Raw genomic sequence first — 17318 nt, 5'->3', positions numbered from 1 at the left:
GTCGTCGACACAAGCGACCTGAGCTGCGAGCAACCCCAGAAGAAGCAGCGTCCGCCACACCACACCAAGCGCCTGACGTTCGCGGCGTCGTCATGACGCCGACCGAAGCGCAGACGCAGGAGACCACAGCAATGAGCAACTCCCCTGCCGCAGGCCGAATCGTGTTTCCCAGGGACTTCGTGTTCGGCACGGCCACCAGTGCCTTCCAGATCGAGGGCGCCTGGGACGAGGACGGGAAGGGTCCCTCGATCTGGGACACCTTCGGACACACCTCGGGCAAGGTGCACCTGGACATCCCGGGCGATGTCACCGTCGACCACTACCACCGGTTCCGTGAGGACGTCGCGCTGATGCGCGACCTCGGAGTCGACTCCTACCGTCTCTCGCTGAGCTGGCCCCGGCTCCTTCCCGAGGGAACCGGTTCCGTGAACCGCGCGGGCATCGACTTCTACCACCGCCTCTTCGACGAACTCGACGCCGCCGGGATCTCCCCCAACGTCACCCTCTATCACTGGGATCTGCCTCAGGCACTCGAGGACCGCGGCGGCTGGGCCAACCGCGACGTCGCGCAGTGGTTCCGTGACTATGCCACGTTGGCGTTCGAGGAGTTCGGGGACCGGGTGCCGCACTGGGCGACGCTCAATGAGCCCATCGCGATCTGGGTGGGGTACGGCATGGGTCTGTTCGCGCCCGGCCACACGGACGCCCGGTTGGGCAAGCAGGCCATGCACCACGCGCTCCTCGCCCACGGTGAGGCGGTGCGCGCCTTCCGGGAGATCGGCACACCCGGATCCGAGATCGGAATCGTGGTGGACGTCTGGAAGCACCACCCCGCCACCGGGGAACCCGCCGACGCGGCCTTCGCGGACCAGTGCGAGGACGACGCCTTCCGGTTCTTCTTCGACCTGCTTCTGAAGAAGGGGTACAGCGAGCGCAACCTCGAACGCCTCACCCGGGAGGGAACCATGCCCGAGGTTCGCGACGGTGACCTGGACTTGATCGCCTCCCCGGTCGACTATCTCGGTCTGAACGTCTATTCCAGGGTCGTCGTCAGCGCCAAGGACAAGGACAAGAAGTGGTGGGAAGTCGATCGCGAGACCCATCCGGGCGGTAACTTCCTCGACAACGGCATGGAGTTCTACCCGAAGGCCGTCTACGACGCGATCAACCTGGCACGCGACGAATACGGCTGGACCGGACCGATGTACATCACCGAGAACGGCACGGTCGACGCCGACGGTGCCGACCCGTTCGACGACCAGGACCGCATCCGCTACGTGCGCGGCTTCCTGGAATGGATAGCCCGCGCGATCGACGAGGGCGCCGATGTGCGCGGCTACTACCTGTGGTCACTCCTGGACAACTACGAGTGGTCCGCGGGCTTCAGCAAGCGTTTCGGCATCGTCCACGTCGACCCCGACACCCTCGAGCGCAAGCCCAAGGCCTCGTTCGACTGGTATCGCGACGTCATCGCGCGCCGCGAACTCGACGTCTGAGCGCTCCGCCGTACCGCCGCGGAACCTGTGGCTCCTCGACCAGACGGCCGAGGAGCCACAGTCACGCGGGGATGCCCGACAACGGCGCCGGCGCGGCATTTCCGGCGCCAGCCCGGAAGCAGGGCCCATCCGTCACTGGCCGGGGGACCAGGAGGCAAGCCAGGCATGACGCTGCGGCACGGCAGCGTTCCGCGCAGTCCGGACGAGGACCAGGGCGTCGGCTCGCGCATGAGCGGCCGACGCCCCTCGCGTTCACCTTGAACAGCGAACCTGTTGCCCCCGTCTTCCCGAGCCACGGCTCTGCGGGTGCGGCGACGGTGCTCGGCCCATGAGAGCGGCCCGCCGTGTGTCAGGGCACGGCGGGCCGCGGTCGGTGAGGCCCGTTACCCGGGCCGAGCGCATGGTGATCAGGTGTCGGCAGGTTCCGGACGGGTCTCGCTCATCTTCATGAGCCGCTCCAGTACCTCATGCGGTACCGGCCGGGGAAGGAAGCCGACGAACTGACGCATCGCCATGGACGACAGGATGAGCAGCGCGTCGGCGTTCCCGTCCGCGGCCGCGTCGGCCTCCTCCTGGGGGAGCCCGGACATCATCTCCGCCGTCAGGGCGGGGCCGACGGTCGGGTGGCCGAACCACTCGCTGACCGTGGAGTCGAGGGTGAGCGGCCGCAGCAGGTCGTCGCCCGCCAGGTCGAGGGGGGCGGAGGTGACGACGTCGTGGGCGTTGTCGGCGAGCTCCACCTGATACCGCCCGGCGGCGACGGTCCAGTCGTCGCGGGTGATGTCCCAGTAGGCGAAGGCGCGGCGGTCCAGGGTGATCTCGACGGTGGTGCTCCCGCCCGGGGCGAGAGCCACCTTGGCGAAGCCGCGCAGTTCCCGGGCCGGGCCGCTGACCGGGCGTTGCGGCGCGGCGACGTAGACCTGCACCACGTGCTTGCCAAAGCGGTCGCCGGTGTTGGTGACCGTGACGTTCGCCGTGGCGGTGTCCGGGCCGGTGGCTGTGACCTGGAAGTCGGTCTGCTCGAAGGTGGTGTAACTCAGTCCGTGGCCGAAGGGGTAGCGGACGGCGACGTCGGCGGTCTCGTAGTAGCGGTAGCCGACCATGACACCTTCGCCGTAGCGGACGTGGCCCTGCTCGCCGGGGAAGTTCAGGAAGGAGGGGGTGTCCTCGAGTCGGAACGGGATGGTCTCGGCGAGTCGCCCCGACGGGTTGACCCGTCCGGTCAGCACGTCGGCGATCGCACCGCCGCCCGCCTGCCCGGGCAGCCACGCCTCCACCACGGCGTCCACCTCGTCGTGCCAGTCCTCCAGGCTCACCACACCACCGTTGAGGAGCACGACGACCGCACGGCGGGCCACCCGGGCCACCGATGACACCAACTCCACCTGCTCGGCGGGCAGGCGGATGTGCTCGCGGTCGAGTCCCTCGGACTCGTCGGCCTCGCGCAGGCCGATCACGAGTACGGCGGTCTCCGCCCGGCCCGCCAGTGCGACGGCCTCCTCGCGCAGTTGCCCGGCATCCGCGGACCCGGTGGTGTCATAACCCTGCGCGAAGTCGACCTTGGCCTCGGGCAGCAGGGCTCGTAGTTCCTCCAGCGGGCTGTCGACGCCGGTGGCCTTGACGTGCGAGCTGCCGCCGCCCTGGTAGCGCGGGGCCGAGGCGAACTCTCCGATGACGGCGATGCGGCCGGTGGGAGCGAGTGGCAGGGTCTGGTGGCGGTTCCTCAGCAGTACCAGGGAGTCGGCGGCGACCTCGCGGGCCAGCCGGTGGTGCGCGTCGTGGTCCACCGTCATGGGGCCGGCCTGGGCGCGGACCCGCTCGGCCAGGCCGCGCAGGCGGGCGACGGCGGTGTCGACGAAGGTCTCGTCCAGTTCTCCGGAGCGGACCGCGGCGGCGACCTCCGCGTCGGTGTCGCGATGGGTGCCGGGCATTTCCAGGTCGGTGCCGGCGATCAGCGCGGCGACGCGGTCGTTGACGGCTCCCCAGTCGGAGACGACGAGCCCGTCGAAGCCCCATTCCTTCCGTAGCACCTGGGTGAGCAGCCACCGGTTCTCGGCGGCGTAGGTGCCGTTGACCTTGTTGTAGGCGCACATGACGGTCGCCGGGCGGGCCTGCACCACGATCCGCTCGAATGCCGGGAGATAGATCTCCCGCAGGGTGCGCTCGTCGACGTCGGCGCTGACCCGCATCCGTTCGGTCTCCTGGTTGTTGGCCGCGAAGTGTTTGACCGACGCGCCCACGCCCTGGCTCTGGACGCCGGCCACATGGGCCGTACCGAGCACGCCGCTGAGCAGCGGGTCCTCGGAGAAGTACTCGAAGTTGCGGCCGCACAGCGGCGAGCGCTTTATGTTGACGCCGGGCCCCAGCAGGACGTCCACACCGAGCGCCCGCGCCTCGCGGCCGAGCGCCTCTCCCACCCGGCCGATCAGTTCCGGATCCCAGCTGGAGGCCAGCGCGACCGCGGGCGGGAAACAGGTTGCCGGATGACTGTCATAGAGACCGAGGCCGGAGTCCATGCGCTGGCGCCGGACGCCGTGCGGACCGTCGCTCAGAACGAGTGTGGGAATCCCGGCCTCTTCGGCGGGCTTGCTGGTCCACATGTCCCGCCCCGAGAGCAGTGCGGTCTTCTCGTCCAGGCTCAGCTCGTCTGCGCCGTGATCGTGGCTGGTCGCCATGGTGCGGATCCTTGGGTGGGTGAGGAATGAGAATCGGCTGCCGTCGCGCACTTGAAGGACGCCGAGGTCGTCCAGCAGCGCGTGACGGCTGCGGTGTGGCTCACGACCTTGTGTCCTGCCGCAGGACCAGACGGTGGCTTCCGGACCCGAGTCCGCCGGCCGCTTGTGTGGAGCGCCAGCCGTCGGGGGGGAGGAACCGTCCGGTTGTGCCGGGCGGCAGGTCGACGTTCACCGTGAGAGTTCCCCCGCTGATCGACCAGGAGACACACGCGGTTCCATAAGGGGTGGCGATCGAAGCGCTGGCGGCGGTGAGCGTGCCGCCGGGCCGGGGAGCGACCTCGATGGTGCGGTAACCGGGCTCGGCGGCCCGCAGTCCGGCGACGGACCGGTAGAGCCAGGCGGCGACGGCGCCGTAGGCGTAGTGGTTGAAGGACAGCATCGTGCCGGCCTTCTCGGTGTCGATGGTGCCATCGGGGCGGATGGCGTCCCACCGCTCCCACATGGTGGTGGCGCCGCGCCCGACCTGGTAGAGCCAGCCCGGACACTCGGTGTTGAGCAGGAGCTGGTACGCCTCGGCTGTATGGCCGGTGCTGGTGAGGGCGGGCAGTACGAACGGGGTACCGAGGAAGCCGGTGGCGATGCGCCCGCTGTTGGCGCGGACCAGGGCGGCCAGAGCCTCGCCCACAGCGGTCCGCTCCGTGGTGGGTGCGATCCCGAAGGCGATGGCGAGCGCACATCCGGTCTGGGTGGTGCGGGCGTGGTCGCCCCACTTGCGCCAGGCGGCCTCCGCGGTGCGGCGGTGCAGGGCCCCGTACTGTTCGGCGTCGTCGGCACGGCCGAGTTCGCGGGCCGCTCCGGCGAGCAGGCGGGCGCTGTGCGCGACGAAGGCGGTGGCGACGTAGCCGGGGTCGGTGGTGGCGCGCTCCGGGTGCTCCGGTGGGGCGGCCGGGTCGAGCCAGTCACCGAGTTGCGCGTTGCCGCTCCAGGTCCCGTCGTCGTCCAGGTGATCGGCGGTGAACTCGACCCAGGCGCGCATCGTGGCGTAGTGGCGGTCGAGTGCGCTGCGTCGGCCGTAGGCCTCGAAGAGGGCGGCGGGTACGACGGTGGCGGCGTCGCCCCAGCCGGCGGCGGTGCCAGCGAACGGCAGCTCGGTCGGCGGCATGTCCCCGAGGTCCACATCGGGGATCACCAGGGGGACCGCGCCGTCCGGGCGTTGCTCGATGCCGAGGTCGGTGAGCCAGCTGTCGAGGAAGGAGCGACTGTCGAACGTGGCGCAGGCCGTCGGGGCGAAGGCCATGATGTCGCCGGTCCAGCCGAGCCGTTCGTCGCGCTGCGGGCAGTCCGTGGGGACGGCGAGGAAGTTGCCGCGCTGGGAGCGGACGACGTTGTCGTACAGCCTGTTCACGCGCTCGTCGGAGCAGTGGAACTCACCGATGCGGCGCAGATCGCTGGCCACGACGACCACCTCGATCTGTCCGATCGTGACGCCCGGGGAGGCGTCGATCTCCGCGTACCGGAAGCCGTGGAACGTGAACTCCGGCTCCAGGTCCGCCGTGTCGCCGGCCAAGGTGTACTGGTCGGTCGCACGCGCGCCGCGCAGGATGCTGGTCAGCAGGCGGCCTTCGTCATCAAGGACTTCCGCATGCCGGATCGTGACGGTGCTTGCCGCCGGACCGTCGGCACGGAGCCGGAGCCAGCCGGTGATGTTCTCACCCGCGTCGACGGCGATCGTGCCGTTGGGGAGTGTCCGATACTCCGGCCGGATGATCTGCACGACACGCACGGGCGGGTGGGCCCGCAGCGCGAGCCCCGAGGGCAGCGGGAGGGTGGCGGCGCGCTCCCAGCCGCGGTCGTCGAAGCCCGCCAGCCGCCAGCCGTGGGGCTCTTGGCGGAGGTCGCGTTCGCAGCCGTCGTACAGGTCCGCCGCCAGCAGATCGCCGTACCCGCCTCGCCACTGGTCGTCCGTGCCCACCGTGACGGTGCTGCCGTCGGCCAGGGTGACCTCCAGTTGGGCGAGCAGCGCGGAGGTATCGCCGTAGACGTCGCGGTTCTTGTGCCAGGTGAGGTGGCCTCGGTACCAGCCGTCGCCGACCGCGGCGGAGACGGCGTTGCGGCCGACGGTGAGCAGGTCGGTGACGTCGTAGGTGGCGTAGAGCAGCCGGTTGGGGTAGCTGGTCCAGCCCGGTTCCAGCAGGTCCTCGGAGACGGGACGGCCGTTGATCGTGGTGCGGTGGACGCCCAGCGAGGTGATGTACAGGCGAGCGGATACCGGCTCCGCCGGGAGTTCGACCTCCCGGCGGAGCAACGGCACGGGGCCGGGGGAGGTGCGGCCCCGGTCACTGGGGACGTGGACGGGACGGGCCGTCCAGTCCCTGTCGCCGAGCAGCGCTGCCTCGACGCGGGAGAGTTCGCTCCATTCCGTCCACCCGAGGTCGGTGCGGACGCGGACGCGCCAATAGCGAACCGCCCGGCTGCGCAGCGGTTCGGCCGGCCACGGGTGATCCGTCACCACGCCGGAGTCGACCTGCCCGCTGGAAGCCGCTTCGCCAAAGGTCTGGTCGGCGGACACCTGGATCTCGTAGGCGTGCTGGAGGACGTCCGGCCGGTCGCTCACCAGCGACCACGACAGACGAGGCCGCGCGTACGCGGTGGCCACGAGACCGGAGTCGCCCGCCGTGCGGAGCCCGGTGACCGTCGTCGCGGCGTCGGTCGTACGGAGTGCCTCGAGGTTCGGCGTCGTCATGACTGGAGGTGCCTCCGGAGGAATCGCAGCGTGGACTGGTGCAGCGTGGTGCGGTGCGGGACGGAGCCCCAGGCATGGTCCGCGCCTTCCACGATCTGGATCTCCGCGTTGCCGTCATAGTGGTCGAGATAGCGGCGCACGTACTCAAGGGGAGCGACGTCGTCCTTGTCGCCGTGCAGGATGTGAACCGGGCCGGTGTACGCGCCGGACCGCCCGTACACATCGAGAGCGGCGATGTCCTCGACGTGAGCGGGACTCATCCGGTGCCCGTCCGCGTCGAAGTACCCCTTCTGCTCGATCTCCGCCGCGAGGCTGCGGCCCTTGAGACGGCCCCCGCCGATCTCGAAGGGGGCGATCGCTGCCGGAGACCAGAGGCACAACGCGCCGATACCCGGCTCCTCGGCGGCGACGATACCGGCGACCACACCTCCCATGCTCATACCGACGAGGCCGATCCGCTCGGCGGCGACGAAGTCGAAGGTGCGGACCGCTTGGAGCACCGCCCGGGTTTCGGCGATCTCACCGGTGATGGTCACGTCGAAGAAGTCACCGTCGCTCTCCCCGTGGCCCGAGAGGTCGAAGCGGACCGAGGCGATGCCGTGGGCCTCCAGCAGCCGGGACATGGCGACGAAGTTGGGCAGTTCGAGCCGGTTGGAGGTGAAGCCGTGGACGAACACGGCGGTCGGCCAACGGGTTCCGGCGGGCCCCTCGGGGATGTGCACGGTGGAGCGCAGCGTCAGACCGTTGTGGTGGAAGTCGTGATGGCGGATCACGCGGCTGCCTTTCGGGATGTGTCGAGTGCGGGCGTGTGCGGCGGTCGGTGTGCTGCGGCTGCGCCTCACTTCGGTTAGCACCGGCGACAGGGAGAGGGGAATTCATGACGGGGCAGGCCCGGCCAGTATCCAAGAGGTACGTAACCTCACTGCGTCGCGACACTTAAACGTGTAGGTAAGCTGAAGGCTCAAGCTAACCGCAGCCGCGGGCTTTGGCAAGGGGCCTGGCAGAGGGAGGGGATGCATGACTGGAAAGACCGGTCGTGGGCGAGTGACCAGCGCGGATGTCGCACGTGAGGCGAAGGTGTCCCGTGCGACGGTGAGTTACGTCCTCAACGACTCCCCGCACCAGAAGATCCCCGAGACCACCCGGCAGCGAGTGCGGGATGCGGCCGCGCGGCTCGGATACGCGCCGTCGGCCGCGGCGCGCTCACTGCGCAGGGGGCGCTCGGACATCGTGCTCGGGCTGCTGCCCGACTGGCCGATCGAGCACGTCCTCGGACGGCTCGTCCAGCAGTTGACCACCGCCCTGGCCGACCACAAGCTCACGTTTCTCGTGCACTCGGCGGCTCACCCCGCCCGGCCCCTGCGGGAGGTCTGGAAAGCCTTGACGCCGGCGGCGGTTCTGGCGCTGGACGCGTTCCCGGAGGCCGAGGCCGGCGCCATGCGGGCCGCGGGAATCGAAGTCGTCATGGCAGTGCACGGCTCGGTGCGGAGCGGCCATGGATCTCCCCTCGTGTCCGAGGAGCCGATCGGAGCAGCGCAGGCCCGCTACCTCGGCCGTGCGCACCGTCGGCTCGGCTATGCCTGTCCGGACCTGGCGAGGCTCGGTGTCCTGGCCCGGCCGCGACTGGACGGCGTGCGCGAGGTGTGCGCCGAACTCGGCCTCCCGGAGCCGGATGTCCGGACCGTCCCCGTCGAGCCGGACGGTGCCGTCGAGGCGGTGAAGGCGTGGCTCGCCGCCGATCCGCCGGTGACGGGCGTCTGCGCGTTCAACGACGATGTCGCCCTGGCCATTCTGGCCGCCCTGCGGTCACTCGGGCTGCGGGCCCCGGCGGACCTCGCCGTGATCGGCGTCGACGACATTCCCGGCGCGGCGCTGGCCCAGCCGCCGCTCACCACGATCCTCCGCGACACCGAGGTCATCGCGCGGGGCCTGGCGCGCCGTATCGTCGACACCCTCGACGGGGCGCAGGTCCCCACCGATCCCATCCAGGACCCGCTGCGGGTTCACATTCGCGCGTCCACCTGACCCGTGACCGGTCCGCTGTCGCACCGGTTGACCGGCCACATCCGTGCCCCTGCTGTCTGCTTCACCGCGACTGCCTTCCGTGAACCTCTTGCGCAACGAAGGCGACACAGTTAGTTTACGGACATTCGCTTAAAGGTGTAAGTAACGACTCTGGTGTGACACACGCTGGACGACGCCTTTGCGTCGACGTCACCTCCAGCAGCTGTCGCGCCGGGAACCTGCCTCAACCCGCGGCGGAACCTTCTGGGACTCCGCTCAGCCATGGCGGTCACCCAGTGCCCGCCCGACGCCCGGCCCGTCCACCTCGGTGGCTTGATCCGATCCACGACGTTCGCCCCGTTGCCCATGCCCTCACCGCGGCCGCGGTTCCATCCCCGGCTCCGCAACCTTCCCGACCTCACGGAGATCTCGATGAAGAGAAGAACCGTCCTCCAGACCTCGCTCGCCGTCGTGGCATCGCTCGCGCTCGCCGCCTGCGGCGGCGGGGACGGCAACGACAACGCCGGCGCCGGTCCGGTGGACCTGACCATCGCCCTGTCCTCGGCGCCCAACAGCCTGGACCCCGCCCAGTCCGCTGTCGGGCCCTTCCTGAGCTACGTCGAGCCCGCCTACGCGACGCTGTTGACCCGTAAGGCCGACGGCACCCTGGGGGCCGGGCTGGCCGAAAAGTGGGGTTATGTCGGCAAGGGGAACACCAAGTTCGAGCTCCGCCTGCGCAAGGGCGTGAAGTTCGCCGACGGTACGCCGGTCACGGCCACCGCCGTCGTCGACTCGATCAAGTACTTCGTGAAGGGCAGCGGACCCGGCGGTGCCTGGTTCCGTCCTCTGACCTTCTCCACGCCGGACGACTCGACCGTCGTGATCAGCAGCCCGACGCCGAACCCTGACATGGGGGCGCTCTTCACGCCCGCGTTCCTGGGCGGCGCCATCATCAGCCCGGAGGGGCTGAAGAACCCGAAGAAGCTCGCTTCGGCGACCTTCGGCGCCGGACCGTACGTGTACAGCGCCCAGCAGTCGGTCTCCGGCGACCACTACGTCTACGTCCCGAACAAGAACTTCCACGACCAGGACGCCATCCACTTCAAGAAGATCACCGTCCGGGTGATGCCGAACGTCAACTCGCAGGTGCAGGCACTGAAGTCCGGGCAGATCGACCTCATGTACGGCACCCCGGACGTGGCGCCGACCGTCAAGGGCGACAAGTCGATCACCACGCTCAAGAAGCCCACCACGTGGGCGGGCCTGTTCCTGCTCGACCGCGCGGGCACCGTCGTCAAGGGACTGGCCGATGTGCGGGTCCGGCAGGCACTGAACTTCGCCGTCGACCGCTCCGCGATCACGAAGGCGGTCTACGGCGACTATGGGACACCGGTCTCCCAGCCGGCGATGCCCGGTTACGACGGCTACAGCTCCGCTGCCGCGGACATGTACCCCTACGACCCCGCCAAGGCCAAGAAGCTCCTGAAGGAGGCGGGCTACGGCAAGGGCCTGACCATCCCGGTGAACTACGGGTCGTTCGACCCCTCGACGACCAAGATGGTCCAGGCCGTGCAGGACCAGCTTGCCAAGGTGGGTGTCACGCTGAAGCTGAGGGCCGCCACGAACTTCGGCGGCTGGATCAACGACCTGCTGTCCAAGAAGTACGCGGCCACCGTGCTCTCCCCTGGCCAAGGTGGCGATGCCAACTTCTACGCACAGCAGCCGGGGTTCACCAAGACGGGCATCATGAACATCTTCGGCGTGGCCGATCCCGACGTCGACGCCGCGTACGCCCGGCTCGCCAAGTCGAACCCGCAGTCCAGCGGGGAGGCGGCGAAGGATCTCACCGACGTCATCACGCAGAACGCGCTCGCCCTGCCGGTGTCCGGTACGGACACCATCATCATGTTCAACAGCAAGCTGCGCGGGGTGCAGTTCCCGGAGGGCGGCGCCCAGCTGAACTCCAACACCGTGTGGACCACCCGCTGACGAGGAACCGATGTTTCCCATCATTCTCCGCAGGCTGGCGCTGTCGATTCCGCTCCTGGTGATCGTCTCGGCGATCACCTTCGTCTTGGAGTCGTTTGTGCCGGGAGACCCGGCACGAACGATCCTGGGCATCAACGCGACACAGGAGCAGTACGACGCGCTGAGAGCCACGCTCCATCTCGATCAGTCGATCGCCGCACAGTACTGGCTCTACCTGCGCGACGTCCTGGGAGGTGACTTCGGAGACTCGCTGTTCACCGGCGAATCCGTGCTGGGGACGATCAACCAACGGCTGCCGGTCACCCTCGCACTGGTGATCGGCGCCACCGGGCTGTCGACCCTGGTCGGCGTACTTCTCGGGGTCTACAGCGCCACGCGCGGCCGGTTCAGCCGCCGGCTGACCGACGTGGTGTCGCTGCTGGGCAGTGCCCTGCCGAACTTCTGGCTCGCGCTGATGCTCGTCTCCCTGTTCGCCGTCAGGTTCCCGATCTTCCCGGCCACCGGGTACACCCCGTTCGCCGAGTCACCCGGGCAGTGGGCTGCCGGCCTCGTGCTGCCCGTGGTCGCGCTCTCGATCGGCGGGGTCGCCATGATCGCGAAGGTCACTCGCGACGCGATGCTGACCACTCTCGGCCTCGACTACATCAGAACGCTGCGCGCCTCCGGGGTAGGGCGGTCGTCCATCATCTGGAAGCACGCTCTGCGCGGTTGCGGGCTGCCGGTGGTGACCGCGGTCGGCCTCACAATGATCGCATTCGTCCCCGGCACAGTCTTCGTAGAGAACGTCTTCACCCTGCCCGGTCTGGGGACGACGGTCACGGAGGCGACCAATCAGCACGATCTGCCGGTCGTGCAGGGCGTCGCCCTCACCTTCACCGTGATGGTGATCGTGGTGAACCTCGTCGTCGACGTTCTCTACAGCTTCCTTAACCCGAAGGTGCGTGTGGAATGACCGCTGTAGATCTGCCCGTGAGCACGTCACCGCGGACACGGGCCAACCCCCTGGCCGGGATCTGGCACCGTCCCCTCACGGCCGCGGCGCTCGCCGTGATCGTGCTGGTCACCGCCGCCGTGATCCTCGCCCCCCTTCTTGCACCGCACCCGCCGCTGGCGCAGGACCTGCTCCAGGCGCGCGGCGGTCCGTCGGCGAACCATCCGCTGGGGACCGACGAACTCGGCCGTGACGTGCTGAGCCGGTTGCTCTACGGAGGGCGGCCGGCCCTGCTCGGGGTGGGTGTGGCCGTGCTCGTCTACGCCGTCCTGGGCATGACCCTCGGCATCCTCGCCGGCTATCTGCGGGGCTGGACCGACCGAGTCATCGTCGCCGTGCTGGATGTCATGCTCTCGGTTCCCGCGATCATCCTCATGCTGGCCATCCTGGCGATCTTCGGCCAGAGCAACGCCGCCGCCATGGTCACGCTGGGTGTCCTCGCTTCCGCGGGCCTCGCCCGGATCATCCGCAGCTCGTGCATCGCGCTGCGTGAGGAGTTGTTCGTCGATGCCGCCAAGGTGTCGGGGCTGAGCCCGGCGCGGATCATGGGTCGTCACATCTTCCCCGGGCTGGTGGGACAGCTGCTGGTTCAGCTGTGCCTCTTCTCGGGCATCGCCCTCGCCGTCCAGACCGGCCTCGGATTCCTCGGCCTGGCCACCCCCGCGCCTGCCCCGAGCTGGGGCGGCATGGTGGGGGAGGCCGCGCAGGTCATGCAGCAGAACCCCTACCTGCTCCTGGTCTCCGGCGGCATGATCGGAATCATGTCCGTCGCCTTCGGCCTGCTCGGCGACGGGCTGCGCGACCTCCAGGAGGACCGGAGGCGCGGAACCGGTGGCGGACCGCGGCGGCCGATCTCCGCGGCGCCCGTCGAGGCCGCCGGTGAGCCCTCGGACAGGCAGTCGGAGGGCGCGGTGCTCGCCGTGCGCGACTACTCGATCGCCTTCGCCACGGCGCAAGGGCCGCGCACCGTCGTCGACTCCGTCGGCTTCACGGTGAAGGCCGGTGAGATATTCGGTCTCGTGGGCGAGTCCGGTAGCGGAAAGACGGTGACAGGTCTGTCGCTGCTCGGGCTGCTGGCCCCCAACGGGGCGGTGACGGGCGGCTCGGCCTGGCTGGCCGGCACCCGGATCACCGGCCTGCCGGAGCGGGAGCTGCGGCGGATCCGTGGCAGCGAGATCGCCCTGGTGTCGCAGGAACCCATGGTGGCGCTCGACCCGCACTTCACCGTCGGCTCCCAGCTGTCCGAGGTCATCCGCCGCACCGGTGCCGTGTCCGGTGGAAAGGACGCCGTCAGGCAACGAGTCCGGGAGCTGCTGACGAGCGTATACCTGCGCGACCCGGACGACGTCGCGCGCAGGCACCCGCACGAGCTGTCCGGGGGCATGCTCCAGCGGGTCGCCATCGCCATGGCGCTGGCCGGCTCGCCGAAGGTACTGATCGCCGACGAACCCACCACGGCACTGGACGTCACGGTGCAGGCCGGCATTCTCGACCTGCTCCGGTCGCTGCGCGACGAGCGCGGCATGGCGATCATCCTGATCACCCATGACCTGGGAGTGGTGGCCGATACGTGCGATCGCGCCATCGTGATGGAGAAGGGCCGGATCGTGGAAGAGGGCTCGGTCGAGGACATCTTCTACCGGCCTCAGCACCCGTACACGAAGAAACTCATCGAGAGCACCCCCAGCATCGCACCTACCGAGGGCAGGACCGCGTGACCGGTACACCCGTACTCCAACTCGACGGCCTCGCGGTCCGCTACCCTTCGCGTGGCCTGCGCAAGCCCCCCACCACGGTCATCGAGAGCGTGTCACTCGAGGTCGGTCACGGCGAGACGGTCGCGCTCGTGGGCGAGTCGGGCTCGGGCAAGACGACCATCGGCAGGGCGGTGCTGGGACTGACCCCGGTCAGCGGCGGGCGCGTGCTGCTCGAGGGGCGGGACATCACCCGTCTCACCGGCCCTGCGCGCCGAGCGCTGTCCACCGATCTCCAGGCGATCTTCCAGAACCCGTACGGTTCGCTCAACCCAGCGCTGCCCGTGGGCCGGACGCTCGCCGAGCCCCTGCTCACCGGTTCGTCCCGCTCACCCGGTGAAGTCCGCGCTCACGTCACCGATCTGCTGCGTCGCGTCGGCCTGCCCGAGGACGCGGCCGACCGCTACCCGGCCCAGTTCAGCGGAGGTCAGCGTCAGCGCATCGCCATCGCCAGGGCGGTGGCCCGGCAACCGAAGATCATCATCTGCGACGAACCGACCAGCGCCCTCGACGTCACCACGCAGGCCGCCGCCCTGGAACTCCTCGCCGAGCTCCAGAGCACGCTCGGCTGCGCGTACCTGTTCATCACGCACGACCTCGCCGTGGTCAGGGAGTTTGCGGCGCGCGCCCTGGTACTGCAGCAGGGACGCATTGTCGAGGAGGGGCCCAGCACCGACGTGTGCGACCGGCCGCGGCACGAGTACACCCGGCGACTGGTGGCGGCCGCGCCCGTCCCGGACCCGGTCCTGCAACGCGAGCGCCGTCAAAGGCGGATGGAGGCGGAAGCAACCGCGCGATGAGCCGGCCAGACCGGGCCGTCGGCGCCGTTCCAGGCGACGGCTTCCCACTCACGGCCACACCGACGCGCGAGAATCAGAGCAGGGGAAGCGCCCTCCACCGTCCGACCGCGGCCGGGTATACCGGACGGTCGGAAGGCGTGTGGCCGCAGCAGACGGGCAGGGGGACTGCCGACACCTCCGGCGTTTCCGCGCGCGCCGGTCAGGCGGATTCCCGAACGCGGAGCAGGAGGTCGTCCCGGAGGGGCTGGGCGGGAACCTGCTTGCCGCCCAGCGTGTCGATGACGCGGCGGGCAAGGCCCCGCGCGATGGCGTCGGTGTCGCGGACGACCGTGGTCAGCGGTGGCTGTGCCAGCGCCGCGCTGGGAATGTCGTCGACGCCGATCACGGCCAGGTCCTGCGGAGCGCGCAGTCCGAGCTGGCTCAGGCCTGCGAGCACGGCGAGGGCGACATTGTCGTTGAAGGCGCAGATCCCCGTCACCGGCGGGTCGGCGGCGAGCCATGCCTTCACCGCTTCGGCGGCACCCGGCGCGTCGAGGGGCACTGTCCGGACGTCCGGCTCCGGCAGGCCCAGTTCTGCGCAGATCCTGCGGACGCCGTCCAGCCTCGGCTGGGCCAGGACGTCGAGTCCCGGCAGGTCGGGGTAGGCATAGCCGAGCCTGCGGTGGGGTGCGGCGAGGTGCCTTGCCTGGAGTGCGCCGATCGGTTGCTCGGGTACCAGGGGAGGGCCGGGCTCATTCCGTATCGGCCCGTGCATTGCCATGACCACCTCGATTCCAGCCGCGCGCATGGCCTCGGCCTCCAGGTCGTCGAACGCCTGGAGGGCCAGCACCGCCGCCGGGGTCATGGCTTTCCAGATGTCCCGCAGGGGGCGCGCGGGATGAGCCGAGGAGTGCACCACGAAGGTCAGCCCGTTCTCGGCGAAGGCATTGGTCAGCTGCTGGATGAGCCGGCCGAGGACGTGCTCGATCGGCCAGTCCGGCAGCAGGCCGAGCACGATCTCCGAGCGCCCCGTGCGCAGGGCACGCGCCGCGGCCGATGGTGCGTAGCCCAGCCGGCTGGCCGCATCCCACACCCGCTGCCGGGTGGCTTCGGGGATCTTCTGATGGGCGACGGCGTTGAGGACGTAGCTCACCGTCGCGCGGGAGACTCCGGCCTCCCGCGCCACATCCGCGCTGGTCACCCGTCTGCCGCCGGACAATCCGGTCACCCGCCTCGCCTCGGTCGCACCTCTTGTTTAATGCCCACGGCCGCGGTTAGCTTACCGGCCAGATCACGCGACTGGCACGCGTCAGTGAAACGAGTAGGCGCCTCTCGCCCCGAGCAGTGCCCGCGCACCGTCGCCCGACGACTCGCAGCCGGCTGACCAAGCTTCCCATCCCCTTCCCGGTGCTTGTAGAGGAGGAGCCGTGTCCGGCATCAGGGACGCCACGACGAGCCCATGGAAGATCGCGACCCTCGCGGGCATGGCCTCCTACCTGGACGCCGCGGCCCTGGTCACGTCAGGAATCGCCCTCGGGGGCTATTATGCCGGGCCGCTCCAGCTCGCCGCCGGCGTCGTCGGGTCTCTGCTGGGCCTGCAGACGCTGGCGTTCGCGGTCGGCGCGCTGTTCGGCGGCCGACTGGGCGACCGGTTCGGCCGCCGAACCGTGTTTACCGTCTCGCTCGTGCTCTACGCGGTAGGCGTCCTGTTTCTCCTCGTGGCCGCCGGACCTGCCCTGCTGTACGCCGGTGTCATGGCGACCGGCCTCGCCATCGGCGCGGATCTTCCCGTGTCGCTCGCGCTCGTCGATGAGGAGGCACCGCCGGGCAGGAAGGGCACCATGGTCGCCTTCTCCGGCATGCTGTGGCTCGCCGGCATCGTGGCCGTGCTCGGCTTGAGTTCTTTCATGGGAGTGCAGGGCATGCTCGGCGGCCGGATCCTCTTCGCCCACCTCCTGGTCGTGGCGGTCGTGGTGGTGCTGCTGCGTCTCAGCCTCACGGAGTCGGCCGAATGGGCAGCCGCGCGCAGGGCCGCCGACGCCCGTCCGGCGGCGGACTCGGAGACCATCGCGTTCGGCCGTATCCGCGATCTCTTCCGAGTGCCGACCGTCCACGCCCTGATCGCCACCGGCCTGTACTATGCGACCTGGAACCTCGGCGCGAACACCCTCGGCCAGTTCGGAGCCTTCCTGTGGACCGCACTCGCCAAGGGGGAGGTCGCCCAGTTCTCCCAGCTGGCCCTCCTCGGACTGCCGATGGGCTTCCTCGCCGGCCTCGTGTTCATGCGGGTCGTCGACCGGCCCGTTAGGCATGTCTGGTTCGCTGTCGGCACCGCCCTCATCGTCATCGCCTGGGCGCTCCCCACGCTGCTCGGCCCCGGCAAGTTCACGCTGGTCGCCGTGATGCTCATCTCCGGCCTCGGCAATTCCTTCGCCGGCGAGTCCCTTTACAAGGTCTGGTCGCAGGAGCTGTTCCCCACCCTGCTGCGGGCCACTGCCCAGGGTGTGACGATGGCCTTTGCCCGAGCCGTCGCCGGACTGGCTGCGCTGGGCACGCCTGCCCTTGCCCTGGGCCACACCCAACTGTTCTTCGGCCTGCTCCTTGCCGTGACGCTGGTGGCGGCGCTCATAGGTCTGGCCTGGGTGCCCCGCCTGCCCACCGTCCCCCGCCCGGAAGAGCCGATGGCACCGGACACGCCCGCGGCCGACGGACCCTGGAAGACAGCCGTGTGATCCTCCACCGTGCGAGCCGAAAAGGCGCCTTCCTCCCGGTCCCGTCGGATGATCTCGGGCCAGGGCGAAGACGGACTCCACCGAGTGGATCGTCATCTCGCGCTCCCCGGAAACCGGGTTCGTAGGCGGAGTCGCTTCTTGCGGCTCGCCCATGT

The 17318-nt window shown here is 69.7% G+C and carries 11 protein-coding genes; 7 read left to right on the top strand and 4 right to left on the bottom strand.

The features are described from left to right. Positions 1-131 precede the first annotated feature (131 nt). Positions 132-1496 (top strand): GH1 family beta-glucosidase, encoded by a 1365-nt coding sequence (locus tag AC3ETA_RS20160; protein ID WP_432194297.1) that lies wholly within the window; start codon positions 132-134, stop codon positions 1494-1496. 407 nt (positions 1497-1903) lie between these two features. Here AC3ETA_RS20160 and AC3ETA_RS20155 read toward each other — a convergent pair whose 3' ends face one another. The 3 genes from AC3ETA_RS20155 to AC3ETA_RS20145 form a co-directional block, all read right to left on the bottom strand. Then, the gene (locus AC3ETA_RS20155; protein ID WP_432194296.1) at positions 1904-4171 is read right to left on the bottom strand and encodes a glycoside hydrolase family 3 C-terminal domain-containing protein; all 2268 of its coding nucleotides are present in this window, start codon (positions 4169-4171) and stop codon (positions 1904-1906) included. A gap of 100 nt (positions 4172-4271) precedes the next feature. Continuing rightward, a complete protein-coding gene (locus AC3ETA_RS20150) occupies positions 4272-6914 on the bottom strand; it encodes a family 78 glycoside hydrolase catalytic domain (RefSeq protein WP_432194295.1) in 2643 nt (880 codons plus the stop codon). Then, positions 6911-7687, bottom strand: coding sequence for an alpha/beta hydrolase (locus AC3ETA_RS20145; protein WP_432194294.1), 777 nt, complete (start codon positions 7685-7687; stop codon positions 6911-6913). Before AC3ETA_RS20145 ends, AC3ETA_RS20150 begins: the two co-directional genes overlap by 4 nt. 244 nt (positions 7688-7931) lie before the next feature. On the opposite strand from AC3ETA_RS20145, the gene AC3ETA_RS20140 reads away from it, so the two are divergent. From AC3ETA_RS20140 to AC3ETA_RS20120, 5 genes are all read left to right on the top strand, one after another. After that, positions 7932-8939: a LacI family DNA-binding transcriptional regulator gene (locus AC3ETA_RS20140; protein WP_432194293.1), complete on the top strand. Its 1008-nt coding sequence runs from the start codon at positions 7932-7934 to the stop codon at positions 8937-8939. Positions 8940-9350: 411 nt separating this feature from the next. Then, the gene (locus AC3ETA_RS20135; protein ID WP_432194292.1) at positions 9351-10907 is read left to right on the top strand and encodes an ABC transporter substrate-binding protein; all 1557 of its coding nucleotides are present in this window, start codon (positions 9351-9353) and stop codon (positions 10905-10907) included. Positions 10908-10917: 10 nt separating this feature from the next. Continuing rightward, positions 10918-11859 carry an ABC transporter permease gene (locus AC3ETA_RS20130; RefSeq protein ID WP_432194291.1) on the top strand — a complete coding sequence of 314 codons (942 nt, stop codon included), beginning with the start codon at positions 10918-10920 and terminating at the stop codon, positions 11857-11859. Next, entirely contained in the window at positions 11856-13616 is a 1761-nt protein-coding gene (locus AC3ETA_RS20125; protein ID WP_432194290.1) for a dipeptide/oligopeptide/nickel ABC transporter permease/ATP-binding protein, read from the top strand. Before AC3ETA_RS20130 ends, AC3ETA_RS20125 begins: the two co-directional genes overlap by 4 nt. Continuing rightward, complete coding sequence (locus AC3ETA_RS20120) at positions 13613-14452, top strand: ABC transporter ATP-binding protein (protein ID WP_432194289.1); 840 nt, start codon at positions 13613-13615, stop codon at positions 14450-14452. Before AC3ETA_RS20125 ends, AC3ETA_RS20120 begins: the two co-directional genes overlap by 4 nt. A gap of 199 nt (positions 14453-14651) precedes the next feature. On the opposite strand, the gene AC3ETA_RS20115 is transcribed toward AC3ETA_RS20120, so the two are convergent. Continuing rightward, a complete protein-coding gene (locus tag AC3ETA_RS20115) occupies positions 14652-15659 on the bottom strand; it encodes a LacI family DNA-binding transcriptional regulator (protein ID WP_432194288.1) in 1008 nt (335 codons plus the stop codon). Between the two features lie 199 nt (positions 15660-15858). Between AC3ETA_RS20115 and AC3ETA_RS20110 the strand changes: the two genes are divergently transcribed. Next, on the top strand, positions 15859-17163 hold the full coding sequence (locus AC3ETA_RS20110) for an MFS transporter (protein ID WP_432194287.1): 1305 nt from the start codon (positions 15859-15861) through the stop codon (positions 17161-17163). Positions 17164-17318 lie beyond the last annotated feature (155 nt).

This window comes from Streptomyces sp. bgisy027, assembly GCF_057710365.1.
The sequence above is the reverse complement of the archived record's forward strand: the minus strand, read 5'-3'. Positions and strand labels throughout refer to the sequence as shown.